At 57.4% G+C, this 24,137-nt stretch carries 24 protein-coding genes; 9 read left to right on the top strand and 15 right to left on the bottom strand.

All coding sequences use genetic code 11. The features are described 5' to 3' along the window. Window positions 1-16: 16 nt before the first annotated feature. From thyA to rppH, 4 genes are all read right to left on the bottom strand, one after another. Window positions 17-811 carry a thymidylate synthase gene (thyA, locus tag OJ965_RS06360; protein WP_265138363.1) on the bottom strand — a complete coding sequence of 265 codons (795 nt, stop codon included), beginning with the start codon at window positions 809-811 and terminating at the stop codon, window positions 17-19. After that, the gene (lgt, locus tag OJ965_RS06355; RefSeq protein ID WP_009087037.1) at window positions 808-1,689 is read right to left on the bottom strand and encodes a prolipoprotein diacylglyceryl transferase; all 882 of its coding nucleotides are present in this window, start codon (window positions 1,687-1,689) and stop codon (window positions 808-810) included. The genes thyA and lgt overlap by 4 nt, the downstream gene beginning before the upstream one ends. Before the next feature lie 191 nt (window positions 1,690-1,880). Further along, window positions 1,881-4,127, bottom strand: a complete 2,247-nt coding sequence (ptsP, locus tag OJ965_RS06350; RefSeq protein WP_111208380.1) for a phosphoenolpyruvate--protein phosphotransferase — start codon at window positions 4,125-4,127, stop codon at window positions 1,881-1,883. Between the two features lie 12 nt (window positions 4,128-4,139). Beyond that, window positions 4,140-4,667: an RNA pyrophosphohydrolase gene (rppH, locus tag OJ965_RS06345; protein WP_009087042.1), complete on the bottom strand. Its 528-nt coding sequence runs from the start codon at window positions 4,665-4,667 to the stop codon at window positions 4,140-4,142. 684 nt (window positions 4,668-5,351) lie between these two features. On the opposite strand from rppH, the gene mutH reads away from it, so the two are divergent. The 4 genes from mutH (at window position 5,352) to OJ965_RS06325 (ending at window position 8,368) form a co-directional block, all read left to right on the top strand. Then, complete coding sequence (gene mutH / locus OJ965_RS06340) at window positions 5,352-6,029, top strand: DNA mismatch repair endonuclease MutH (protein ID WP_058958022.1); 678 nt, start codon at window positions 5,352-5,354, stop codon at window positions 6,027-6,029. A gap of 99 nt (window positions 6,030-6,128) precedes the next feature. Further along, window positions 6,129-6,839 (top strand): TerC family protein, encoded by a 711-nt coding sequence (locus OJ965_RS06335; protein WP_009087045.1) that lies wholly within the window; start codon window positions 6,129-6,131, stop codon window positions 6,837-6,839. Between the two features lie 118 nt (window positions 6,840-6,957). Further along, window positions 6,958-7,176 (top strand): YgdI/YgdR family lipoprotein, encoded by a 219-nt coding sequence (locus tag OJ965_RS06330; protein WP_009087047.1) that lies wholly within the window; start codon window positions 6,958-6,960, stop codon window positions 7,174-7,176. 151 nt (window positions 7,177-7,327) lie between these two features. Further along, window positions 7,328-8,368 carry an NADP(H)-dependent aldo-keto reductase gene (locus OJ965_RS06325; RefSeq protein ID WP_009087049.1) on the top strand — a complete coding sequence of 347 codons (1,041 nt, stop codon included), beginning with the start codon at window positions 7,328-7,330 and terminating at the stop codon, window positions 8,366-8,368. A gap of 38 nt (window positions 8,369-8,406) precedes the next feature. Here OJ965_RS06325 and OJ965_RS06320 read toward each other — a convergent pair whose 3' ends face one another. Further along, a complete protein-coding gene (locus OJ965_RS06320) occupies window positions 8,407-8,856 on the bottom strand; it encodes a GNAT family N-acetyltransferase (protein WP_111208378.1) in 450 nt (149 codons plus the stop codon). A 70-nt stretch (window positions 8,857-8,926) separates the two neighbouring features. After that, window positions 8,927-10,186 carry a diaminopimelate decarboxylase gene (gene lysA / locus OJ965_RS06315; protein ID WP_265138342.1) on the bottom strand — a complete coding sequence of 420 codons (1,260 nt, stop codon included), beginning with the start codon at window positions 10,184-10,186 and terminating at the stop codon, window positions 8,927-8,929. Between the two features lie 102 nt (window positions 10,187-10,288). On the opposite strand from lysA, the gene OJ965_RS06310 reads away from it, so the two are divergent. Continuing rightward, on the top strand, window positions 10,289-11,209 hold the full coding sequence (locus OJ965_RS06310; RefSeq protein ID WP_009087056.1) for a LysR family transcriptional regulator: 921 nt from the start codon (window positions 10,289-10,291) through the stop codon (window positions 11,207-11,209). Here the strand turns inward: OJ965_RS06310 and OJ965_RS06305 are convergent. After that, window positions 11,206-12,369 (bottom strand): MFS transporter, encoded by a 1,164-nt coding sequence (locus tag OJ965_RS06305; protein WP_265138339.1) that lies wholly within the window; start codon window positions 12,367-12,369, stop codon window positions 11,206-11,208. The two genes, OJ965_RS06310 and OJ965_RS06305, sit on opposite strands and share 4 nt — an antisense overlap. Before the next feature lie 349 nt (window positions 12,370-12,718). Here OJ965_RS06305 and OJ965_RS06300 point away from each other — a divergent pair, with 349 nt between their 5' ends. Further along, window positions 12,719-13,345, top strand: a complete 627-nt coding sequence (locus OJ965_RS06300; RefSeq protein WP_111208375.1) for a serine protease — start codon at window positions 12,719-12,721, stop codon at window positions 13,343-13,345. A 262-nt stretch (window positions 13,346-13,607) separates the two neighbouring features. Here the strand turns inward: OJ965_RS06300 and lysS are convergent, their stop codons facing one another. From lysS to xerD, 5 genes are all read right to left on the bottom strand, one after another. Continuing rightward, window positions 13,608-15,128, bottom strand: coding sequence for a lysine--tRNA ligase (gene lysS / locus OJ965_RS06295; RefSeq protein ID WP_009087062.1), 1,521 nt, complete (start codon window positions 15,126-15,128; stop codon window positions 13,608-13,610). A gap of 9 nt (window positions 15,129-15,137) precedes the next feature. Beyond that, a protein-coding gene (prfB, locus tag OJ965_RS06290; protein ID WP_111208374.1) for a peptide chain release factor 2 occupies window positions 15,138-16,236 on the bottom strand; the annotation gives its coding sequence in 2 pieces (ribosomal slippage) (window positions 15,138-16,160 and window positions 16,162-16,236; 1,098 coding nt in all). A 224-nt stretch (window positions 16,237-16,460) separates the two neighbouring features. Continuing rightward, window positions 16,461-18,197, bottom strand: coding sequence for a single-stranded-DNA-specific exonuclease RecJ (gene recJ / locus OJ965_RS06285; RefSeq protein WP_046102491.1), 1,737 nt, complete (start codon window positions 18,195-18,197; stop codon window positions 16,461-16,463). Window positions 18,198-18,200: 3 nt separating this feature from the next. Then, on the bottom strand, window positions 18,201-18,914 hold the full coding sequence (dsbC, locus tag OJ965_RS06280; RefSeq protein ID WP_009087068.1) for a bifunctional protein-disulfide isomerase/oxidoreductase DsbC: 714 nt from the start codon (window positions 18,912-18,914) through the stop codon (window positions 18,201-18,203). A gap of 21 nt (window positions 18,915-18,935) precedes the next feature. Further along, window positions 18,936-19,829 carry a site-specific tyrosine recombinase XerD gene (gene xerD / locus OJ965_RS06275; RefSeq protein ID WP_009087070.1) on the bottom strand — a complete coding sequence of 298 codons (894 nt, stop codon included), beginning with the start codon at window positions 19,827-19,829 and terminating at the stop codon, window positions 18,936-18,938. A gap of 102 nt (window positions 19,830-19,931) precedes the next feature. Here xerD and fldB point away from each other — a divergent pair, with 102 nt between their 5' ends. Continuing rightward, window positions 19,932-20,450, top strand: a complete 519-nt coding sequence (gene fldB, locus OJ965_RS06270) for a flavodoxin FldB (protein WP_046102492.1) — start codon at window positions 19,932-19,934, stop codon at window positions 20,448-20,450. Window positions 20,451-20,560: 110 nt separating this feature from the next. Here fldB and OJ965_RS06265 read toward each other — a convergent pair whose 3' ends face one another. After that, window positions 20,561-20,971, bottom strand: a complete 411-nt coding sequence (locus OJ965_RS06265; RefSeq protein WP_265138332.1) for a protein YgfX — start codon at window positions 20,969-20,971, stop codon at window positions 20,561-20,563. Continuing rightward, window positions 20,946-21,212 carry an FAD assembly factor SdhE gene (sdhE, locus tag OJ965_RS06260; RefSeq protein ID WP_009087078.1) on the bottom strand — a complete coding sequence of 89 codons (267 nt, stop codon included), beginning with the start codon at window positions 21,210-21,212 and terminating at the stop codon, window positions 20,946-20,948. The genes OJ965_RS06265 and sdhE overlap by 26 nt, the downstream gene beginning before the upstream one ends. Window positions 21,213-21,438: 226 nt before the next feature. Here sdhE and ygfZ point away from each other — a divergent pair, with 226 nt between their 5' ends. Beyond that, window positions 21,439-22,425, top strand: a complete 987-nt coding sequence (gene ygfZ / locus OJ965_RS06255) for a tRNA-modifying protein YgfZ (RefSeq protein ID WP_265138330.1) — start codon at window positions 21,439-21,441, stop codon at window positions 22,423-22,425. A 47-nt stretch (window positions 22,426-22,472) separates the two neighbouring features. On the opposite strand, the gene trhA is transcribed toward ygfZ, so the two are convergent. After that, window positions 22,473-23,138, bottom strand: coding sequence for a PAQR family membrane homeostasis protein TrhA (trhA, locus tag OJ965_RS06250; RefSeq protein ID WP_140029505.1), 666 nt, complete (start codon window positions 23,136-23,138; stop codon window positions 22,473-22,475). A gap of 168 nt (window positions 23,139-23,306) precedes the next feature. On the opposite strand from trhA, the gene OJ965_RS06245 reads away from it, so the two are divergent. Beyond that, window positions 23,307-24,026, top strand: coding sequence for a MurR/RpiR family transcriptional regulator (locus OJ965_RS06245; protein WP_009087083.1), 720 nt, complete (start codon window positions 23,307-23,309; stop codon window positions 24,024-24,026). Window positions 24,027-24,137: the final 111 nt, after the last annotated feature.

Raw genomic sequence — 24,137 nt, 5'->3', positions numbered from 1 at the left:
TGATGTTTATCGCGGGTCAGATGGCGACGGGGGCTTTGATCGCAGGATGCGGATCGTAGCCTTCAATCTCAAAATCGTCGAACTGATAGTCAAACAGTGACGCCGGTTTGCGTTTGATAACAAGCTTCGGCAGCGGGCGCGGTTCACGGGTCAGCTGCAGACGCGCCTGCTCCAGATGATTGCTGTAGAGGTGCGTGTCACCGCCGGTCCAGACGAAGTCGCCCACCTCCAGTTCGCACTGCTGCGCCACCATATGCACCAGCAGCGCATAGCTGGCGATATTAAACGGCAGGCCCAGGAAAATGTCGCACGAACGCTGATAGAGCTGGCAGGAGAGCTTGCCGTTCGCCACATAGAACTGGAAGAAAGCATGGCAGGGTGCCAGCGCCATCTGGCTCAGTTCGCCGACGTTCCAGGCTGAAACGATGATCCGGCGGGAGTCGGGATCGCGCTTCAGCTGCTCCATCACCTGGCTTAACTGGTCAATTTCCTGACCGCTGGCCGTCCCCCAGCTGCGCCACTGTTTGCCATACACCGGGCCGAGATCGCCCTGCTCATCGGCCCACTCATCCCAGATGGAGACCTTGTTATCTTTCAGATAACCGATGTTGGTGTCCCCTTTCAGGAACCACAGCAGCTCATGAATGATCGAGCGGATGTGGCATTTCTTGGTGGTGACCAGCGGAAAACCATCCTGCAGATTGAAACGCATCTGGTGACCAAAAATTGAAAGCGTACCGGTGCCGGTACGGTCAGCTTTTGGCGTGCCTTCGTTCAGCACATGCTGCATTAAATCCAGATACTGTTTCATTTTTCCTCGCGAAATTGTGGCTGCGGGCGACGACGATACGCCCAGATCATCATGATTATACCGGCAATAATCATCGGCACAGAGAGGATCTGTCCCATACTGATACCGCCTTCAAACAGGCCCAGCTGAGCATCCGGCTGGCGGAAGAACTCAACGATAATGCGGAATGCGCCATAGCCGATCAGGAACAGGCCAGACACGCTGCCCATCGGACGGGGTTTACGGATAAACAGGTTCAGGATGATGAACAGCACCACCCCTTCCAGCGCCAGCTCATACAGCTGCGAGGCATGACGTGGCAGCACGCCGTAGGTGTTGAGCAGCGCCTGATATTGCGGATTGGTGGCGGCCAGTGCCACATCTTCGCTGCGGGAGCCGGGGAACAGCATCGCATAGCGGAAGTTTGGATCGACACGACCCCAGAGTTCGCCGTTGATGAAGTTACCGAGACGCCCGGCACCCAGACCAAACGGGATCAGCGGTGCAATAAAGTCGGAGACCTGGAAGAAATTACGTTTAGTCCGGCGGGCAAAAATCAGCATCACCACGATCACCCCGATCAGGCCGCCGTGGAATGACATGCCGCCATCCCAGACTTTGAACAGATAGAGGGGATTTTCCAGGAAAAGCGGCAGGTTGTAGAACAGCACATATCCAATGCGTCCACCCAGGAAGACGCCCAGGAAACCCGCGTAAAGCAGGTTCTCAACTTCCTCTTTTTTCCAGCCGCTGCCAGGTTTGTTAGCACGGCGTACCGCCAGCCACATGGCGAAAACAAAGCCCACCAGATACATCAGACCGTACCAGTGAAGCGAAACCGGTCCAATCGAGAAGATCACCGGATCGAACTGCGGAAATGCAATATAGCCGTTATTCATCTTTCACCGTCTATTTTTCTACCCTGAAAAGGGGCGTTGTCAGGCACATAAATTAAGGCTGCGCATCATAGCACAGCCGGTTTTTTGAATTGTCGTGCAAATGTAAACACGAATAACGCGCAGAGGCAGAACGTGAAGAGCGTGAGCACCCGTCCGGAACAGGACGAAAATTCAGCCTGTCAGGATGGCGCTTAGCGCCCGCCGCGAATCAGGCCACCTAAGCCGCGCCGCTCCATAAAGGCCGATACCAGGTGGCGCACTTCGGTGGCGGTATGCGCATTCATTCCCTGCTCGCTGAGCTTCTGCGTTTCTTCGTGATCCAGATGACGCAGCAGATATTTCACCCGCGGGACGTTTTTACCGTTCATGCTGAGATGGCGATACCCCAGCCCGACCAGCAGCGCCACGCACATCGGATCGCCTGCCATTTCACCACACAAACACAGTTCAAGATTCGCGAGACGGGCTTCCTGCGCGATGGCATTCAGCGCGCGCAGCATCGCCGGATGCAGCGAGTCGTACAGGTTCGCGACGCGGGTATTGTTGCGGTCTACCGCCAGCAGATACTGCGTCAGGTCGTTGGTGCCGACCGAGATAAAATCGATCCGCGACGCCAGATGCGGAATCATAAACAGCATGGAAGGCACTTCGATCATCACCCCAATGCGCGGCGCGGGGATCGGGTAGCCCAGCATCTCCTCCACTTCGCGACCGGCGCGATCGATCAGCCGTTTCGCGTCGTCGATCTCATCGATGTGACTGATCATCGGCAGCAGAATGCTGAGATTGCCGGATGCCGCATTGGCACGCAGCATGGCGCGCACCTGCACCAGAAAAATTTCTGGCTGATCGAGCGTCAGGCGGATGCCGCGCCAGCCCAGGCAGGGGTTCTCTTCACTGATCGGCATATAGGGCAGCTGCTTATCCGCCCCGACGTCCAGCGTTCGCAGCGTGACCGGCTTGTTGTGAAACAGCTGCAGCATGCCCTGATACTGCGCCACCTGCTCCTCTTCCGACGGGAAACCGTTCTGCAGCATAAACGGAATTTCGGTGCGATAGAGCCCGATGCCATCCACCCAGCTGCCGAGCGCCTGCTCATGCTCCGGGCTTAATCCGGCATTGAGCATCACCTGCACCCGCTCGCCACTTTTCAGTTCGCCCGGCTGATCGACAACCCCTTCCGCCATCCTGCTCAGCGCATTCTCTTCGCTGATCAGGCGCTGATACTCCTGCACCAGCACCGGCTCCGGATCGATCAGCAGCTCACCGCGATAGCCATCGACAATCAGCAGACGTTTGTTGAGCTGATGCGGCTGGATATCCGCGCCCATCACGGTCGGGATCCCCATCGCCCGGGTCAGGATCGCCGCATGGGAGTTGGCTGCACCATCCCGCACCACCACGCCTGCCAGCCGCTCCTGCGGCAGCTCAGCCAGGGTCGTTGCGGTCAGCTCATCGGCCACCAGTACGAAGCGTTCCGGCCAGGCATTGGTGCCGACCAGCGAGTCATCAAGGTGAAACAGCAGACGCTGGCCCAGCACCCGCAGATCGCCTGCGCGTTCACGCAGATAGTTATCCGTCAGGCTGGCGAACTGCTTAGCAAACTTCTCGATCACCTGTCTGACCGCCCACTCGGCGACCGATCCGCGTTCGATCTCATCGAACAGATCTTTCTTTAGTCGGGCATCGGTCAGCAGGTGGGAGTAGAGGTCGAAAATGGCCGCGCTCTCTTTCTGTGCGCTGGCGCTGAACCGTTTACTGAAGCGGCGAAACTCACTCGCGGCCTCGGTCATGGCGATCGACAGTCGCTCACGCTCACGCTGCACATCCAGCGTGGAGGCGGCGGAAACCTGATCGAGCAGCGGCTGCGTCTCATCGACCCAGCCTGGTGCCACCGCCACGCCAGGCGCGGCCGCAATCGCGCGCACCCGCGTCTGCCGGAACTGACCAAACAGCTGACCCATCTGAGACTGCGACAGCAACGCCGCCATCTGGGTCGCCAGGGTGACCAGAAACGACTCTTCGCTTTCATCAAACTGACGGTGTTCGCGCTGCTGCACCACCAGCACGCCAAGAAGCTGACGGCGGCTGATAATGGGCACGCCGAGGAAGGAGCGATAGCGCTCCTCTTTCACTGCGGGGATATATTTGAAGCTGGGGTGGCTCTGGGCGTCCGCAAGGTTAATCGGCTCGGCCAGACGGCCCACTAAACCGACGATCCCCTCGTCAAACGCCAGCGTCACAGTGCGGCCACGCGGTTTTTTGAGTCCGCGCGTCGCCATCAGGTAATAGCAGCGACGATCGTGGTCGGCGAGGTAAACGGAACAGACTTCCGTTTCCATCGCCAGACAGATCTCATTGACCAGAATGTCGAGTGCTTCATTGAGACGCGGCGCACTCGCCACTTTTTCTACAATTTCGCGCAACTGAGTGAGCATAAAGGGCGTGGCCTATCCTCTCTTACGTCGATGGGCAGGATTGTTTCGCTGCCCCGCACTCTCCTGCATAGACATCACCACGCCAGCGAATTCCTTCATCACCCGGCGGTAGACGTCGCGTTTAAAGGAGACAACCTGACGCACCGGATACCAGAAACTGACCCAGCGCCAGCCATCGAACTCCGGCGTGCTGCTGTGCTGCACATTGATATCCGCGTCATTACACATTAACTGCAGAAGAAACCACTTTTGTTTCTGGCCGATACATACCGGCTTTGTGTCCCAACGCACCAAACGTTTTGGCAACTTGTAACGCAGCCAGTTACGGGTAGAGGCAAGTATTCGGACATCTTTCCGGTGCAATCCGACCTCTTCAAACAGTTCGCGATACATCGCCTGTTCTGCGGTTTCACCGGGATTGATGCCTCCCTGAGGAAATTGCCAGGAGTGCTGTCCAAAGCGCCTGGCCCATAACACTTGTCCCTGCCGGTTACAGATTACGATACCAACATTCGGGCGGTAGCCATCATCATCGATCACCGGACTACCTCAAAGCAAAATTTGAATAAGCTGATTGTTTCACACTCCTTACAGGCGGTAAACCACTGGATTCATGGGGGGTTGCGCCGTCTCTGTCGGGATAACTCACAGAAAATGGTAAAGTTATGAACAGTAATCAGAAAAATGATCGATCTTATTCACCTTTTCTGTGGATAGCTTTGTGCAGAACACGGGAGTTAACTGAATAACCTTTTCAGCGCACTCTGAACCGCTGAAAAGAGGCCGCATTTTATGTCTTTGATTTAAAAAATAATAACTTTAAGTTCGCCACGTTAATGCGTTTCCTGGCAGGCGGATAAATTCACGCCCGCTGACAATCGGTTAAAATATCACCACACCCCTTTTTATCCACAGAGAATCGCTCAGGGTTAGGCCAGAGCGACGAAATTATGGTCAGATCGTGAAAAGTCAAGGCTGTAAATGGAACCAGTACCGCATCGGGAAGGGGGTTATCCCATTTTTCTGTGGATAACCGGGCTGGAGATCCTGTTCATTGTTGCGGGTAAGCCGGGATAACCCTGGCAGCCTGAGGGTGACATCATGCGGATCCACTAAAAAAAGCACGATCTATCATGTTATTATCGAAGCCCGATAGGGTTTATTTCAGCCGCACAGGTTACCCTCTTTTTATTGTTCAAATTTTAACCAGCAAGAGTTATCAACATGAGTCACCCACCAGGCCCGCCTGAAAATGAAGCCAGCCTGCTGGCCCGGGCGCAGGAGTTAGCCGGATTAACACTGGAAACGCTGGCCGCTCGCGCCGGGCTGCCCATGCCTGCCGATCTTAAACGCGATAAAGGCTGGGTCGGGATGCTGCTGGAGTGGCATCTGGGTGCCAGCGCAGGCAGCAAAGCGGAGCAGGACTTTGCCCATCTGGGTATCGAACTGAAAACTATTCCGATTGATGCACAGGGCAAACCGCTGGAAACCACCTTTGTCTGCGTCGCCCCCCTGACCGGTAACAGCGGCGTGACCTGGTCGAACAGCCACGTGCGGCACAAGCTGGCGCGGGTGTTATGGATCCCGGTAGAGGGCGAGCGTGAGATTCCACTGCGGCATCGCCGTGTCGGCGCGCCGCTGTTGTGGAGCCCCGATGCAGAGGAGGAGGAGATGCTGCGTCAGGACTGGGAGGAGCTGATGGATATGATCGTGCTGGGTCGCGTTGAGCAGATCACCGCCCGGCATGGCGCCTGGCTGCAGATTCGACCCAAGGCCGCCAACAGTAAAGCGCTGACGGAGGGCATTGGCGATCAGGGCCAGCCGATCATGACCCTGCCGCGCGGTTTCTATCTGAAGAAAAGTTTCACCGGCCCCCTGCTGGCGCGTCATTTTCTCCTCTGAACTCCACCGCCCTGGCGGAAATGTCGCAATTTTGTGGGTGATCGGCGCAGCCATTGCGTATAATCGCCGTTTACTTTTCGTTTAGGATTGAATGTCGGTATGTTTGAGTGGATTTCCGATCCCAACGCCTGGCTGGCGCTGGGTACCCTGACCATCCTTGAGGTGGTGCTGGGTATTGATAACATCATTTTCCTGTCACTGGTGGTCGCGAAACTGCCTAAACACCAGCAGGCCAGCGCCCGTCGCATTGGCCTGATGGGCGCGATGCTGATGCGTCTGGCCTTACTGGCCTCAATCGCGTGGGTTGCCCGTCTGACTAATCCGCTGTTTACGCTGCTGGATCACCCCTTCTCGGCGCGCGATCTGATCCTGCTGTTCGGTGGCCTTTTCCTGCTGTGGAAATCGAGCATGGAGATCCATGAAACGATTGAAGGCAGCGAAGGGGAACACAATACCCGCGTTCACTCCTTCCTCGGCGCGATTGTGCAGATCATGATGCTCGACATTATTTTCAGCCTGGACTCCGTTATCACCGCCATCGGCCTCTCCGATCATCTCTTCATTATGATGGCGGCAGTCGTGATCGCGGTGCTGCTGATGATGTTCGCGGCGCGGGTTATCGGTGAGTTTGTCGATCGCCATCCGTCAGTGAAAATGCTGGCCCTCTCTTTCCTAATTCTGGTCGGTTTTACCCTGATTCTGGAGAGTTTTGCGGTCCACGTACCAAAAGGTTACATCTATTTCGCCATGTTCTTCTCAATGGCGGTTGAGTGCCTTAACCTGATGCGCAGTAAGAAAAAGCCCGCCTGATAAAGTCAAGGGCGAGCCTGCTCGCCCGGATATTTTCAGAATTCTGCGATTAATCCTGCCGGCAAAACCATTTATTACTACACTTTTTGCACTTGACGATTTGTGAGGGGAAGGCGTGATGAAAGGGCTGGCAGGATTAGCAGCGGTAGTGATAACCGCAGCGTTATTAAGCGGATGCAGTTCAGATTATGTGATGGCGACCAAAGATGGCCGCATGATTATGACCGAAGGCAAGCCGAGCATTGATAAAGAGACCGGCCTGGTGGAATACACCGATCAGTCAGGTCACGCAGTGCAGATTAACAGCGATGAGGTTTCAACGATCATTGAACGTTAAGTGCCTGATTTAATCATCTGCCACCCATTCTGCGCTGGCAGATGATTTCCCCGATTTTTCCCCCTTCCTTCCCCGCCATGGCTCGCGCTATAGTCCCTCAGGACACAACATTCCATTCGCTCTATTCCCGATAAAGAAAAGGAAGCTGGCAATGCACTATCATCGTATTCCCCACAGCACGCTGGAAGTGAGTCAGCTGGGGTTGGGCACCATGACGTTCGGCGAACAGAACAGCGAAGCTGACGCGCATGCTCAACTGGATTTGGCTATCCGTTCCGGCATCAACTTTATTGATACTGCCGAGATGTATCCGGTGCCACCGCGCCCGGAAACCCAGGGTCTGACCGAACAATACATTGGCAGCTGGCTGAAACAGCGCGGCAGCCGCGACAAAATCATTCTGGCCAGTAAAGTCGCCGGCCCTTCCCGTGGCAACGACGCCTCAATCCGTCCGGACATGGCGCTGGATCGTAAAAACATCCGTGCCGCCCTCGACGCCAGCCTGAAACGGCTGAACACCGACTATCTGGATCTCTACCAGCTGCACTGGCCGCAGCGCCAGACTAACTTTTTTGGCAAGCTCGGCTATCAGTACAGCGAAACCACCGCGCAGGTAACCCTGCTGGAGACGCTGGAGGCACTGACCGAACAGGTGCGGGCAGGAAAGATTCGCTATATCGGGGTCTCGAACGAAACGGCGTGGGGGGTGATGCGCTATCTGCAACTGGCGGAGAAGCATGAGCTGCCGCGCATCGTCAGCATTCAGAACCCCTACAGTCTGCTGAACCGCAGTTTTGAAGTGGGTCTGGCCGAAATCAGCCAGCATGAGGGCGTTGAACTGCTCGCCTATTCGAGCCTGGCGTTTGGTACGCTGAGCGGTAAATATCTGAATGGCGCGCAGCCTGCGGGCGCACGCAACACCTTGTTCAGCCGCTTCACCCGCTACAGCGGTGAGCAGTCACAGCAGGCGATTGCTGAGTATGTGGCGCTGGCCCGACAGCATCAGATTGACCCGTCGCAGATGGCCCTCGCCTATGTGCGTCAGCAGCCGTTTGTCGCCAGCACGCTGCTGGGTGCCACCACCCTTGAGCAGCTGCAGACAAATATCGACAGCTTCAATCTGACCCTGAATGCCGAGATTCTGGAAGGGATTGAGGCGATTCACCGTCGTTTTACCTACCCGGCTCCCTGAGTGCGACTGCCAGCTGCCGCAGAGGCGGCTGGCTTCTCTCACAGCGTGCGGCAGTAGAGCGAGACAGGCTTGTCGGGATACTCCAGCGCCTCTCCCGCCGCCTGCCAGCCAAACCGTTCGTAATACCCTCTGAACGCCGACCAGAGCCACAAGCGTGGAAAGCCCCGCGCCTTTGCATAGCCGATAACGTGCTGCTGCAGCGCCTCGCTGACTCCTCTGCCGCGCGCCGATTCATCCACATAGAGCGCCGCCAGCCAGGGGAAGAGATCCTGACGACTGATCAGATCGCAGCGCCAGAATCCCACTGTACCGATCGCCCTGCCCGCTTCCACGGCCACAAAGGTGACGGGAAACTCTGCCCCCGTCAGGCTGCTGTTAACCACGCTGGCGAAGAACGCCCGGCTGCTGGCCTCACCGAATGCCCGCCACTGCCAGTCCGTAATCTGATCGGCAAAGTGGGGCGCGTCGCTGAGCAAGACAATCTCCATCTCCCGCTCTCCTCTGAAAAACGCTGACGCGGTAAGCCTGCGTACAGGCCGTCCGGTCGTACTGTATCGCTTATTCGCCAATCTCCAGTGCCAGCAACGACTGAATGGTCTGCGCACGGCGGATTTCGCGCGGCTTGCCCTGTTCAAACAGCACTTCCGGGATTAACGGACGGCTGTTGTAGTTTGAGGACATCGAGGCACCATAAGCGCCCGTGTCGTGAAACACGAGGTAGTCGCCGACGCTGGCCGCCGGGATCGCACGCGGTTCTACCATACCGCCTTCCAGCTGGGTAAAGACATCGCCCGACTCACACAGCGGCCCCGCGACGACGGTGTCGATCGTCTGCCGATCATCAATCGCGCGATCATCACCCGCCATCAGCGAGATGTGGTGATAGCTGCCATACATGGAAGGACGCATCAGGTCACTGAAACCGGCATCGACCAGCACAAAGTGACGGCTGCCCATCGACTTAACCGCTCTCACCTGAGAGACCAGCACACCTGACTCAGCCACCAGGAAACGGCCCGGTTCAATCTCCAGCTTGACCGCGTGCCCCAGATGCTGAGCAATCCGCTGCCGGGCCGCATCCCACAGGCCGAAATAGTGATCGGTGTCGATCGCCTCTTCGCCAAAGCGATAAGGGATAGAGAGGCCGCCGCCCGCAGAGATTGCCGTCAAATCCTGACCGGACGCCATAACCAGTCCGACCATCGCATCGCAGACCTGCTGCAGGTGCGCATAATCGACGCCCGAACCGATATGCATATGGATGCCCACCAGCTGCAGGCCGTGCTGCTCAATGGCGGCCAGCGCCGCGGCTAAATCACCGTGCCAGATACCGTGCTTGCTGTTTTCGCCGCCGGTATTGGTTTTCTGGCTGTGACCATGACCAAAGCCAGGATTGACCCGCAACCACACTGCGTGACCGGGTGACACTGCGCCAAGCTGATGCAGCATATCGATTGAACCGGCGTTCACCGGAACCTTCAGCGCCGCAACCCGCTCCAGCGTCGGCTGGTCAAACAGATCGGCGGTAAAAACAATCTCATCGCCACCCGGCTGGTAGCCCGCCGCCAGCGCACGTTCGATTTCACCCAGCGAAACCGAATCCACTTTGACCCCCGCCGCCCGCATCAGGCGCAGGATATGAATATTTGAGCAGGCTTTCTGCGCAAAACGTATGACGTCAAACGCCTGCAGCTGCGCAATGCGCGCCTGAATAATCTGCGCGTCATAGGCCCAGAAAGGTCCGGCGTAACGGCGGGCCAGCGGCAGCAGATGAGCGGCGTTGAGGGCGGTTTCGGTACTCTGTAAGGAACGTGGCATGACAATTCTCCTGTGGCGATAGTTCCATTAAGCCAGAATCATGCCATAGCGAAAAATATCTGTTTTAATAGCATCTATGCAGAATGGATATAGGATGGCGACATGGCGAACATCAACTGGCGGCATATTGAAATTTTTCATGCGGTGATGACCAGTGGCAATCTGACTCAGGCCGCCACGCTGCTGCACACCTCTCAGCCGACGGTGAGCCGGGAGCTGGCGCGGCTGGAGCAGCAGCTGGGACTACAACTGTTTGAACGGGTACGCGGCCGGCTGCAGCCGACGGTGCAGGGATTGCGCCTGTTTGAAGAGGTGCAGCGCTCCTGGTACGGTCTGGATCGCATCCGGGAAGCCGCAGAGGGACTTCGCCAGTTTCGTCAGGGCGAGCTGTCGATTGCCTGCCTGCCGGTTTTTTCTCAGTCGCTGCTGCCGCCACTGTGCCAGCCCTTTTTAGCACGTTACCCCGACGTGAGCCTCAATGTGATCCCGCAGGAGTCGCCGCTGCTGGAGGAGTGGCTCTCAGCACAGCGCTACGATATCGGTTTAACCGAAACCCAGCACGCCCCGGCCGGTACCGATCGTCTCGCCCTGCTGACCTGTGATGAAGTGTGCGTTCTGCCACAGCACCATCCCCTGAGTCAGCGTGCCGTGCTGACGCCGCATGATTTCGCTGGGGAGCGGTATGTCAGCCTCTCGCGCAGCGACAGCTATCGTCAGCTGCTGGATGCGCTGTTTCAGGAGCAGGGGGTTGAACGGCGGCTGGTGATAGAGACGCACAGCGCAGCCTCGGTGTGCGCCATGGTCAGGGCGGGTACAGGCATTTCGATTGTTAATCCGCTGACGGCGCTGGATTACGCCGACAGCGGATTGGTGATGCGTAAGTTCAGCGTAGCAGTGCCGTTTACCGTCAGCCTGGTCAGGCCGCGGCACCGACCCGCCTCAGCGCTGGTCGATGCCTTTGTCAGCCATCTGCAGGAGCAGGTGACCGCCTTTCCGGCACGTATCGCCGCTCGCCTGGCTTAGGCGCGGACGCTGGCAGCCGGGTGGCCTGGTTTGCGGAAGGTCATCAGGCAGACCAGCAGGCCGATGAGCGCCAGCGCAGCCGCCGCGACCGGCACCGCCGTCAGGCCATAACCGCGACCGATGACCGCACCGCCGACCCAGGCACCCAGCGCATTGCCCACGTTAAAGGCCGCAATGTTCAGGGTGGAGACCAGATTAGGAGCCTCTTTACCGTGACGGACCACGTTGATCTGCAGGCCCGGTACCGTGGCGAAGGTGGCCATCGCCCAGAGGAACAGGGTGATCTCCGCCAGCCACAGCGCGTGGCTGGTCCAGCTGAAGAGCAGAGAGAAGATGGCGATCAGCGAAAAACTGAGGATCAGGCTGAATGAGACTTTCCAGTCGGCCAGTTTGCCGCCAAGGATATTCCCCACCGTCAGGCCCGCACCAATCAGGAACAGCGTCCAGCTGACGCCGCGGTCGCTGATCCCGGTGATCTCTAACAGCAGAGGCGCGATGTAGCTGAACAGCGCAAACATCGCCGCCGCGAAGCAGACCGTCATCAGCAGAGAGAGCCACAGTTTTCCGTTAGCCAGCGCGCCAATTTCACTCGCCAGATGAACCGGCTTCTCCTGTTTGTTTGTCGGCAGGCTGACAATCAGGGCGATAAAGGCCAGCACACCGATCACCGCCACACCCCAGAACGTGGCCCGCCAGCCAAACATCTGACCGAAGCTGGTGCCCAGCGGCACGCCCAGCACGTTAGCCAGGGTCAGTCCGGTAAACATCAGGGCGACAGCGGAGGCCTGACGTCCGGCTGGCACCAGACTGGCGGCGACGACCGCACCGATACCGAAGAAGGCCCCGTGACAGAGCGCGGTGACGATACGTGCCAGCATCAGCAGGTTGTAGTTGTACGCAAGCGCGCAGAGCAGGTTGCCGACAATAAAGATCACCATCAGCAGAATCAGCGTTTTTTTACGCGGCAGTCTGGCGGTGAGCAGCGCCATAATCGGCGCACCGATCGCCACGCCCAGCGCATAGCCGCTGATCAGCCAGCCCGCCGACGGAATGGAAACCTGAAGGTCGCGCGCCACGTCAGGCAGCAATCCCATGATGACAAATTCGGTGGTTCCGATGGCGAACGCACTCAACGCCAGCGCCAGTAATGCAACAGGCATAACACTCTCCCAGTCTTATTTGCAGGTGAACCGCGCGGACACGCAGCCCCTCGACGCTTATTAAAATTTGATCTGCGTCACAGTGGGTATTACAGCACAGCCCGGATAAGCGACATAGCCTGCGAAGCGCAAAGGATTATTGCCGTTGCCGCAATAATCCTCGCCTCCTGATGCTCTCTCTCGCTATCTGAGGGGCAGCGGCTGCTCTGTCTGCATCGCGTCAGGTTGCCATTTCCCGTTAACCGGTTACCTTTTTTATATGTGATTCATTAATTATTCCGCAACGTTGCCGATATATCCCTAATCAATTGCCAGGTGTAGTTATCAACTTCTGACGCAGGGAGAGAGAATGCAACGACTCATAGCCTTGATGGTCTTTGCTCTGACCGGCTGCTCGGTTGGTCATTATGAGTACAGTAAAGAAGCTGAAAAGCGGGTTGATATGACCGTGACCGGCATTCCGACCATACTGGGTATCGGCACGCTCGGCACCACCATCCCGCTGACGCCGGAGTACAGCCTGACCGCCGCCCATGTGGCGAAGTTTTCGCTTTATCGGGTCAAAGCCTGGCATCCGCAATGTGACCTGGCGGTGGTCTACCACAAAAACAGCGAAGTAAACCTGCCTCCCAGCTTCCGCAACAGCCATATCGGCGACAGGGTGAACCTTTACGGCTACAGCTTTATTTCGGCGATGCCGGTCAGTTCCAGCGGGCAGAACCTGATCAATACCACGCTGGCGAACAGCTGGAACAAACCAGACTGCGTCGTGGTAGCGGCGAATGCGGGAGTAGTAAAAGGCATGTCAGGCGGTGCGGTTTATAACGCCTCTGACGATACGCTGGCGGGGGTGATTGTGGGCTACAGCAATAACATCGATGACAATGTCACCGGTAAGACGCTCTACAAGAACGTTGCGCTCTATGTGCCCTATTCCCGCTTTCAGACCTGGCTGGATCAGGCGATTAAATCCTGATATCTGCTGAAATTACTGACAACAGCTGGCCCGTTTCGCTATAAGACGGTGCCGGCTCAGGGAGCAGGGTCAGATCGGAAAGACGCAAAAGCCGTCATCCCTGACCGCTCGGCCCGCGCCCTCCCTGGCGCGAGACGCTTTCCTCTTCTGACCCTGCTCCCTGCGCGCTGAGTTTATCTATTGCTGTCAGACACATGCTGATTCGGCGTTGGCAGCATAAAAAAGGCCGGGATATCCCGGCCTTTTCTGTTAACAGTCAGACTTACTTGCTGCCTGGACGCAGTGCCGGGAACAGAATGACGTCACGGATGGTGTGGCTGTTGGTAAACAGCATCACCATACGGTCGATACCGATACCCAGACCGGCGGTTGGCGGCAGACCATGTTCCAGTGCGGTAACGTAGTCTTCGTCATAGAACATCGCTTCGTCGTCACCGGCATCTTTGGCATTTACCTGCTGCAGGAAACGCTCAGCCTGATCTTCCGCATCGTTCAGCTCCGAGAAGCCGTTACCGATTTCACGACCACCAATGAAGAACTCAAAGCGATCCGTGATTTCCGGGTTCTCGTCGTTACGACGGGCCAGCGGCGACACTTCTGCCGGATATTCGGTGATGAAGGTTGGCTGAATCAGATTCGCCTCTGCCGTCTCTTCGAAAATCTCCGTTACGACGCGGCCCAGACCCCAGCTCTTCTCAACTTTGATGTGCAGTGATTGCGCAATCGCCACCGCTTTATCAAAGTCTTCCAGATCGGCCAGATCGGTTTCCGGACGATACTTTTTGATCGCTTCGCGCATGGTCAGTTTTTCAAACGGCTTACCGAAATCAAACTCCTGCTCACCGTAAGGCACCACCGTGCTGCCCAGCACATCCTGCGCCAGCGTGCGGAACAGGCTCTCGGTCAGCTCGATCAGATCTTTGTAATCCGCGTAGGCCATATAGAGTTCCATCATGGTGAACTCTGGGTTATGACGTGGCGAAATCCCTTCGTTACGGAAGTTACGGTTGATCTCGAACACGCGATCAAACCCGCCCACCACCAGACGCTTCAGGTAAAGCTCCGGGGCAATACGCAGATACATATCGATATCCAGCGCATTGTGATGGGTGATGAAAGGACGCGCAGACGCGCCGCCCGGGATCACCTGCATCATCGGCGTTTCCACTTCCATAAAGTCGCGGCTCACCATGAACTGACGAATGCCGGCCATGATCTGCGAACGAATGCGGAAGGTATTGCGCGACTCATCGTTGGCGATGAGGTCGAGATAGCGCTGACGGTAACGGGTTTCCTGATCGGCCAGGCCGTGGAACTTGTCCGGTAACGGACGCAGGGCTTTGGTCAGCAGGCGCAGTTCAGAACAGTGAATCGACAGTTCGCCGGTTTTGGTTTTAAACAGCTTGCCGCGCGCGCCGAGGATATCGCCGAGATCCCACTTTTTGAACTGCTCGTTGTAGATCCCTTCCGCCAGGTCATCACGCGAAACGTACAGCTGAATGCGGCCACCCACATCCTGCAGGGTCACGAAAGAGGCTTTACCCATGATGCGACGGGTCATCATACGACCCGCCACACTCACTTCGATGCCGAGATCTTCAAGCTCTTCGTTGCTCTTCTCGCCATAGCTGGCGTGCAGCTGGTCAGAGAGGCTGTCACGACGGAAATCGTTAGGAAACGCCACGCCATTTGCACGCAGCACGCTCAGCTTTTCGCGACGCGTTTTCAGTTCGTTATTTAACTCAACGGCGGCGTCAGCGCTCTGCGGTTGTTGTTCAGACATGTCGGTTCCTTATAACCCTGCTTTTAAACTAGCTTCAATGAATCGATCCAGATCGCCGTCCAGTACCGCCTGGGTGTTACGCGTCTCTACGCCGGTGCGCAGATCTTTGATGCGGGCATCATCAAGCACGTAAGAACGGATCTGACTTCCCCAGCCGATGTCAGACTTGTTGTCTTCCAGCGCCTGTTTCTCAGCATTTTTCTTTTGCATCTCAAGCTCGTACAGCTTCGCCTTCATCTGCTTCATCGCCTGATCTTTGTTCTTGTGCTGAGAACGGTCGTTCTGACACTGAGTCACCGTTCCGGTTGGAATGTGGGTAATACGCACCGCAGATTCCGTCCGGTTAACGTGCTGACCGCCCGCGCCCGATGCGCGATAGACGTCAATACGCAGATCCGCCGGGTTGATGTCGATATCAATATCGTCATCCACTTCCGGGTAAATAAAGGCGGAGCTGAATGAGGTGTGACGACGGCCGCCGGAGTCGAACGGACTCTTACGCACCAGGCGATGGACGCCGGTTTCCGTGCGCAGCCAGCCAAAGGCGTAGTCGCCTGACACGCGAATGGTCACGGATTTGATGCCCGCGACTTCACCTTCAGACTCTTCGATAATTTCGGTTTTGAAGCCTTTTGCTTCGGCCCAACGCAGATACATACGCATCAGCATGCTGGCCCAGTCCTGCGCTTCGGTGCCGCCGGAACCGGCCTGCAGGTCGATGTAGCAGTCAGCGCTGTCATACTCGCCGGAGAACATGCGGCGGAACTCCAGTTCGCCCAGCTTGCCCTCAAGCACGTCCAGCTCGGCAACCGCTTCGTTGAAAGTCTCTTCGTCTTCCGCTTCGACGGCCAGCTCCAGCAGACCCTGCACATCTTCCAGGCCCTGCGCCATCTGATCCAGCGTCTGCACGATCGCTTCCAGCGAGGCGCGCTCTTTGCCCAGCGCCTGAGCACGCTCAGGTTCGTTCCAGACATCGGGCTGTTCCAGCTCGGCGTTTACTTCTTCGAGGCGTTCTTTCTTGGCATCGTAGTCAAAGATACCCCCGAAGAACGTCGCTGCGCTCACTGAGGTCCTGAATACGGTTTTTGACCGGGTTGATTTCAAACATGGCTTTAGCGTCTTTCTTATGTTCGATGGGACAGGAAATTTAACGCACAAGTTTACCCGAAACTGGCGGCAGTTTGTAGCGTTGAGACAGGGGGATGCGGGAACGGCGTGACGCGCCGCATTTTCTTCCCGGCTGATGGCGCTGCAGCCCCGTCAGAGGAGACGACGGGAGGCAGTCAGGCATGCGCGCCTGCCATCATCGCAGAGGCGCAAACCTGACAGAACCTAGTTCAGCGGCCAGAGATGGTCGATGATCAGCTGTACCGAGCGGTTACCGCGATACTCGTTGATATCCAGCTTATAAGCCAGTTCGACCTGACGCACGCTGCTGTCGGGCCACAGTGTGGTATCGACATTAAAGGCGATACCGTCGATCAGCGGACCGCCGTCGAGCGGTTCGACCATCACCTTCAGATGCCGCTCGCCCACCAGCCGCTGTTGCAGCAGCTTAAACCGGCCGTCGAAGGCCGGTTCCGGGAACGCCTGGCCCCAGGGGCCCGCCTCACGCAGCATCTCAGCCGTCTGCAGCGAAAAATCCTGCGGTTGCAGCGCACCGTCAGACCAGATGATGCCCTGCAGCGATTCGCCGTCCAGCCACTCACCGACCAGGTCGGCAAAGCGCTGACGGAACTCCTCGTAGCGGTCCGTTTCCAGCGATAAGCCTGCCGCCATCGCGTGACCACCAAACTTCAGCATCAGACCGGGGTTCAGGGTATCCAGCCGCTCCAGCGCATCACGCAGATGCAGGCCGGCAATCGAACGTCCCGAGCCTTTCAGCGTGCCATCGCCCGCGGGCGCGAAGGCAATGACCGGACGATGAAAACGCTCTTTCAGTCGTGAGGCCAGAATGCCCACGACGCCCTGATGCCACTCGGGATGATAGAAGGCCAGTCCCAGCGGCAGATCGCGCTGCTCACGCTCCAGCGCCTGACACAGCGCCAGCGCCTCGCTCTGCATGCCCTGCTCGATCTCTTTTCGCGTCTGGTTGAGTGCGTCCAGCTCACTGGCTAACATCCGCGCCTGACTCAGGTCATCAGTCATCAGCAGCGCCACGCCCACCGACATGTCGTCGAGCCGCCCCGCGGCATTAAGCCGTGGCCCCAGCGCAAAACCGAGATCGCTGGCCGCCAGCTGACGCGCATCGCGATTCGCAATCTCCAGCAGCGCCCGGATGCCTGGCCGGCATTTTCCGGCCCGGATACGGCTCAGCCCCTGCCATACCAGAATACGGTTGTTAACGTCGAGCGGCACCACATCGGCGACCGTGCCGAGCGCCACCAGGTCCAGCATCCCGGCCAGATTTGGCTCGGCGCGGGTAACGCCGAACCAGCCCTGGGTGCGCAGATGGGCGCGCAGCGCCAGCATCAGATAGAACGCAACGCCAACGCCCGCCAGCGCCCGTGAAGGAAAGTCGCAGTCGGGCAGGTTAGGATTCACGATCGCCTCAGCGGCCGGTAAGGTCTCGCCCGGCAGGTGATGGTCGGTGATCAGCACCGGAATGCCGTGCTGATGCGCGTACTCCACCCCGGCGTGGGAGGAGATGCCGTTATCGACCGTCAGGATCATGGCGGCGCCCCGTGCACGCGCCTGCTCTACCACTTCCGGGCTGAGGCCATACCCATCTTCAAAGCGATTCGGCACCAGATACTGCACGTTACTGCCGCCCATACTGCGCAGCGCCATCACCGTCAGCGCGGTACTGGTCGCGCCATCGGCATCAAAGTCGCCGACCACCATGATGCGACGGCCATCCAGCAGCGCCTGATGCAGCAGCGCAACGGCGCTCTCAATCCCGCTTAAGGACTGAAACGGCAGCAGATTTTTTGCACCGCGCTCCAGCTCTGCGGCATCGCGCACACCGCGGTGCAGATAGAGTCGCTTCAGCAGCGGCGGCAGGGTCGCCGGCAGCGCATCGTCTACCGTCACCTCACGGCGACGGAGTTCCACATCCTGTTTTACCACCGATTAACCACCACGCTTCTGATTGTCCAGCACCTGCTTCAGCTCCTGCGGCGTCTGATAACCGGGGATCATCATGCCGCTGTCGGTGAGCATGGCCGGGGTGCCCTGAATGCCGAACAGCACGCCCAGCTTGTAGTGCTGAGCAATATCAATTTTGCAGCTGTCGGGCGCAGCCATCTTCGGCGCATTGCCTTTCATTGCCTCGTCAAAGGCTTTGTTGCGGTCGGCGCTGCACCAGATCGCTTTCATCGCCGGTGCGATCTGACCATTCAGCCCTTCCCGTGGAAACGCCAGGTAGCGCACGGTGATACCCAGTGCGTTGTAGTCCGCCATCTGCTCGTGCAGCTTGTGACAGTAGCCGCAGGTAATGTCGGTAAAGACGGTCACGACATGCTGCTCTTTAGGCGCTTTGTAGACGATCATCTCCGGCACCAGCGCCTCGACCTTTTTGTCGAGCAGCTTATTGGTGACGTTAACCGGCTGAGTGCCGCTGACGTCATACAGCGGACCCTGAATCATATGTTTACCGTCGTCGGTCACGTAGAGCACGCCGCTCTCTGACAGCACGGTTTTGAACCCTGGCAGCGGGGACGGGCTGATCTCTGTCTGATTCAGCCCGAGCTTTTTCAGGGATTGCTGAATGGCGCTGTCATCGGCCTGAGCAAGACCGGAAAAGGCGCTGGCTAACAGGGCCAGCATGGCAAAATGCTTGTTCATCGTTGTCCTTATGGCCGCGGTTCAGGCTCGCGGATGGTGTTGTTGATGCAACTGACGCAGGCGCTCGGTGGCGACATGCGTATAAATTTGCGTGGTGGAGAGATCGCTGTGCCCCAGCAACATCTGTACGACACGCAAATCGGCGCCGTGGTTCAGCAGATGCGTGGCAAAGGCATGGCGCATCACATGGGGTGATAACTTTTCGGCGTCGATGCCCGCCAGCGTGGCGTAATGCTTAATACGATGCCAGAAGGTCTGCCGCGTCATCTGCTGCGCCCGATTACTGGGAAACATCACGTCCAGCGTCTGACCATTAAGCAGCCACGGGCGACCATGTTCCATATATTGCTCCAGCCAGTAAACCGCTTCTTCACCTAATGGCACCAGCCGCTCTTTATCACCTTTACCGATTACCCGGACGACGCCCTGACGCAGGCTGATGTCGCTGAGGGTCAGCCCCGTCAGTTCGGAGACGCGCAGGCCGGTGGCATAGAGCAGCTCCAGCATCGCCTTATCGCGCAGCTCCAGTGGGATATCGGTATTGGGTGCCTGCAACAGCCGCTCGACCTGCGCCTCAGTGAGATCTTTCGGCAGTCGCTGTGGCAGTTTGGGTGCCGAGAGCAGCGCACTGGGATCGTCGGGGCGCACTTTTTCACGGTACAGATACTGGAACAGGCGACGCATGGCGCTGAGCAGCCGCGCTGAGCTGGTCGCCTTGTAGCCTCCTTCCAGCCGTTCAGCCAGAAACTGCTGCAGATCGGCTGGCGTCACGCTGAGCAGCGTCAGCTGGTGATGCGCCAGCCAGCCGGTCAGCGTCTGGAGATCCTGGCGATAGGAGGAGAGCGTGTTCTGCGCCAGATTGCGCTCAATCCAGAGCGCATCAAGAAACTGTTCTGTCAGTTCGCTGTCCTGCACGTTATCTCCGCCGTCTGGTGTAAAATCATGCTCATTATGCCTGATTCAGCAGCGCTTCTGGTACAATTGCGCCAAAGTCAGTATTTACAGAGTGTTATCTGCATGAAAATCGGTCTGTTTTACGGTTCCAGTACCTGTTACACCGAAATCGTGGCGGAGAAAATTCGCGATTTCATCGGCGACGAGCTGGTCACGCTGCATAACGTTAAGGATGATGACCCGCGCCTGATGGAGCAGTACGATTTGCTGATCATGGGAATCCCCACCTGGGATTTTGGTGAGTTGCAGGAGGACTGGGAGGCGATCTGGACGCAGCTGCCCGCGCTGAATCTGCAGAATAAGATTGTGGCGCTGTATGGCATGGGCGATCAGATTGGCTACGGTGAATGGTTTCTGGATGCGCTCGGCATGCTGCACGATCTGCTGCAGCCGATGGGGGTACGTTTCGTAGGCTACTGGCCGCTGGAGGGCTATGAGTTCACCAGTCCCCGACCGCTCACTGCCGATGGCACACAGTTTGTCGGACTGGCGCTGGATGACGTGAATCAGTTTGAGGTGACGGATGAGCGCGTTGAGCAGTGGTGCGAGCAGGTGTTAACCGAGACTGCCGGACTGCTGTAACCCTCTTCAGCCGTTGCGGCCGCCAGCCACATACGGAGACGGCGCGGAATGCCCGGCAGAACCTGACCGGCCGCGGGTCAGTCGACATGCGCGCTTATGCCTCTTCGCCGTTAATGTCGCGCCCTGCTGAAGCAGCAGGCGCGCAACGCCCGCCATTCGTCAGGCTGCATAGCGTCCTGCATCAGCCACCAGCGCAGCCTGTCACCCTCTTCGCTCTTCGCCACCAGCAGCACGCCCGCTGGTAACCAGCGCAGTGGCTGAGTGGGACGCCAGCGTTTTCCCTGCCAGATCCAGCAATGGACACTTTCCCGCTCCAGCGTCCCGCGCCGCAGCCTCAGCCGCCGGCAGACACGCGCGCCCTCCGCCAGTAACAGCAGGATCATTCCGCTTCGCAGCAGCTCCCCACCCACGGGCAGCGCCATCAGCAGCACGCCCGAAACGGCAGCCACCAGCCAGACGCACAGCACCCCGCACGCCAGCCGGGAGGGCCGCAGCTTACATTGCCACCGGGCCGCGCTCATGGTTGCGCTGCTGGATCAGGTTGACCATCCGCTTAAGCTCAGGATCCTTTGGCTCGCCGTGATTCATCAGCCAGTTGAACAGATCGGGATCGTCACTCTTCAGCAGCGCGACAAAGACCTGCTTATCGGTGTCGCTCAGCGTGTCATACTCAAATTTGAAGAACGGCATAATCGCCACATCCAGTTCCAGCATGCCGCGACGGCAGGCCCACTGAATACGTGATTTATCATTAATATCCATGCATCAGTTTCCACAGTTCACAACGTGGCGCTTAGTGTAACCTGGTTTACTACGGCTCGCAGGCGCTGCGTCGCATGCTGTGCAACCTGCCACATTTCAGGCGGCCTCTTTGCAGGGTTATCACGCCTTTTGTGCGCCGTTTTCCGTAAACAGGTTGCATTGCCAGGCGGCTCTTTTAACATTGAAGACATTGTTCCGGATGAACCTTCTTACACAGGATATCTCCATGCCCACTTTTACTTTACCGCCGCGCCAGCCTGCCGCGTCGTCCCGTCTGCCGTTAACCCTGATGTCACTGGACAGCTGGGCACTGGTTTCGATTACCGGTGCGGACAGCACTGCCTACCTGCAGGGTCAGTTAACGCTGGATGTCGCGGCGCTGGATGCCAATCATCACTCCCCCGCCGCGCACTGCGACGCCAAAGGCAAAATGTGGAGCAATCTGCGTCTGTTTCATCGCGGTGAAGGGTATGCCTACCTGATCCAGCGCGAACTGCGCGACACCCAGCTGGCCGAGCTGAAGAAATATGCGGTGTTTTCAAAAGTCACGATGACGCCCGACGATGAAGCACTTCTGCTGGGTGTGGCTGGTTTCCAGGCGCGTGCTGCCCTGGCTAACCTGTTTGAGGCGTTGCCTGACAGCGAGAAGCCAGTGGTGCATCAGGGTGAAACTACCCTGCTGTGGTTTGCGCATCCGGCCGAACGTTTTCTGATTGTGACATCACCGGCCCAGGCCGACGTGCTGAAGCAGAAACTCAGCGAGGATGCACAGTTCAACGACAGCCAGCAGTGGCTGGCGCTGGATATCGAAGCCGGTATTCCGGTTATCGTTCCCGCCACCAGCGTGCAGTTTATTCCGCAGGCCACCAACCTGCAGGCGCTGGATGCCATCAGCTTTAAAAAAGGGTGCTATGCCGGACAGGAGATGGTGGCCCGGGCGAAATATCGCGGTGCTAACAAACGCGCCCTTTACTGGCTGGCGGGTAAGGCAAGCCATCTGCCTGAAGCTAACGCGCCGCTGGAGCTGCAGATGGGTGAGCGCTGGCGTCGTACCGGCAGCGTGCTGGCGGCTGTGCAGCTGGATAATGGCACCAGCTGGATTCAGGTGGTGCTGAACAACGATCTGGAGCCGGACAGCGTGCTTCGGGTTGAAGGCGATGAAGGTGGTCATCTGACGGTGCAGCCCCTGCCCTATTCGCTGGATGAGAGCTGAGTCACCTTCTGGCCCTGACGTCACGTCAGGGCCACATTCGCGAAGCGTCAGCGTACATAGAAGTAGATGGCGCAGAAATGACAGAGTGAGCCGCCCAGTACGAATCCATGCCAGATGGCATGATTGTAGGGAATGCGGCGTGCCACATAGAAAATCACCCCCAGCGAGTAGATTATCCCGCCTGCTGCCAGCAGCCAGATACAGGCTGGCGGCATAATCATGGCCAGCTGATAAACCACGATCAGCGACAGCCACCCCATACAGAGATAGGTCACCAGCGACAGCACTTTAAAGCGATGGGCAATGGTAAGCTTAAACAGAATACCGGCCAGCGCCAGACCCCAGATTACCGCCATTAATCCATACGCCAGCGGCGTCCTGAGTCCCACCAGCAGAAACGGCGTGTAGGTTCCGGCGATCAGCAGATAGATCGCGCAGTGGTCAAACGTTTTCAGCCAGGGCCGGACCGGGCCATCGGGAATGGCATGATAAAGCGTCGAAGCCAGAAACAGCAGGATCATACTGCCGCCATAAAGGCTGTAGCTGACAAAGGTCAGGGTATCCGCCTGGCGTTCGATGGCCTGATGAAGCATCAGCACCAGGCCAGCGATGCCTGACAGACAGCCCAGACCATGACTGATACTGTTGGCAATTTCTTCGCCGAACCAGTCGTCCGCTGCGGGTCGTGGTTTGTGAGAAAGTGTGGGGGTCATATGTGTGTCCTGAACAGCGTAATCGCAGTGATAATATTCTCCAGCCGGGTTGATAACGATTTCAGTGTACACCTGTACGCTAAAATTATCTTATGAAATTCTGTAACCGTTAAACCGGCTGCTGAATCTGATAAACTGAGCCCAGGTCAACCGTTCAACGAGTCATCCATGTTTTCGCACCGCGATCTCGCCCGTCTTAACGATCTGGAAATGCAGGTCTATCAGTTCATCATTAAACATCGTGAAGGCGTCAGTTATATGACCATCCGCGAACTGGCTGAGCAGGCGGGGGTCTCCACGACCACCGTGCTGCGCTTCTGCCGTAAGATGCACTGTGAAGGCTGGTCAGAATTTCGCATTCGTCTGCGCTTAGCCGAACAGCAGCATACGCCTCAGCTGAATACCGCCGGGGTGAGCGAGATGCTGAGTTTCTTTAACAGCATTAACAATCCGGCGTTTGAACAGCTCATCGCTCAGGCCGCACAGAAAATTGCTCAGGCTGAGCAGGTTTTTTTTATTGGCGTCGGCACATCAGGCAGCCTGGCGAAATATGGTGCCCGCTTTTTCTCTAACCTCGGTAAATTCAGTCACGCAATTGATGATCCCTATTACCCGATCAGTCCCGACCTCTATCAGAACGCGATTGCGATTATTTTATCCGTCTCCGGTGAAACCGAAGAGATCCTGCGTATTGCCAGCCAGTTCAGCCTGAACAAGTGCAGAATCATTGCGATAACGAATACGGAGAGCAGCTCGCTGGCGAAAATCGGCGATTTTACCCTCTGCTACCATGTGCCGATTATTCGTCTGGCTGACAACACGGATATTACGACACAGGTTCCGGTAACCTATATTATTGAGGCGATCGGCCGCCAGCTGCGAAAATAAAACAGCCTGTTTTTCACAGGTAACAAACGCCATTTCTCGCGCGGTGTTATATCGTGACTTTGATTATTGCCTTGCTACACTCATCGCAATTTCTTTATCCGGAACGGAGTG

It is taken from the genome of Pantoea anthophila (assembly GCF_026104315.1).
Classification (GTDB): Bacteria; Pseudomonadota; Gammaproteobacteria; order Enterobacterales; family Enterobacteriaceae; genus Pantoea; species Pantoea anthophila.
This window is presented reverse-complemented; position numbering and strand designations above follow the sequence as displayed.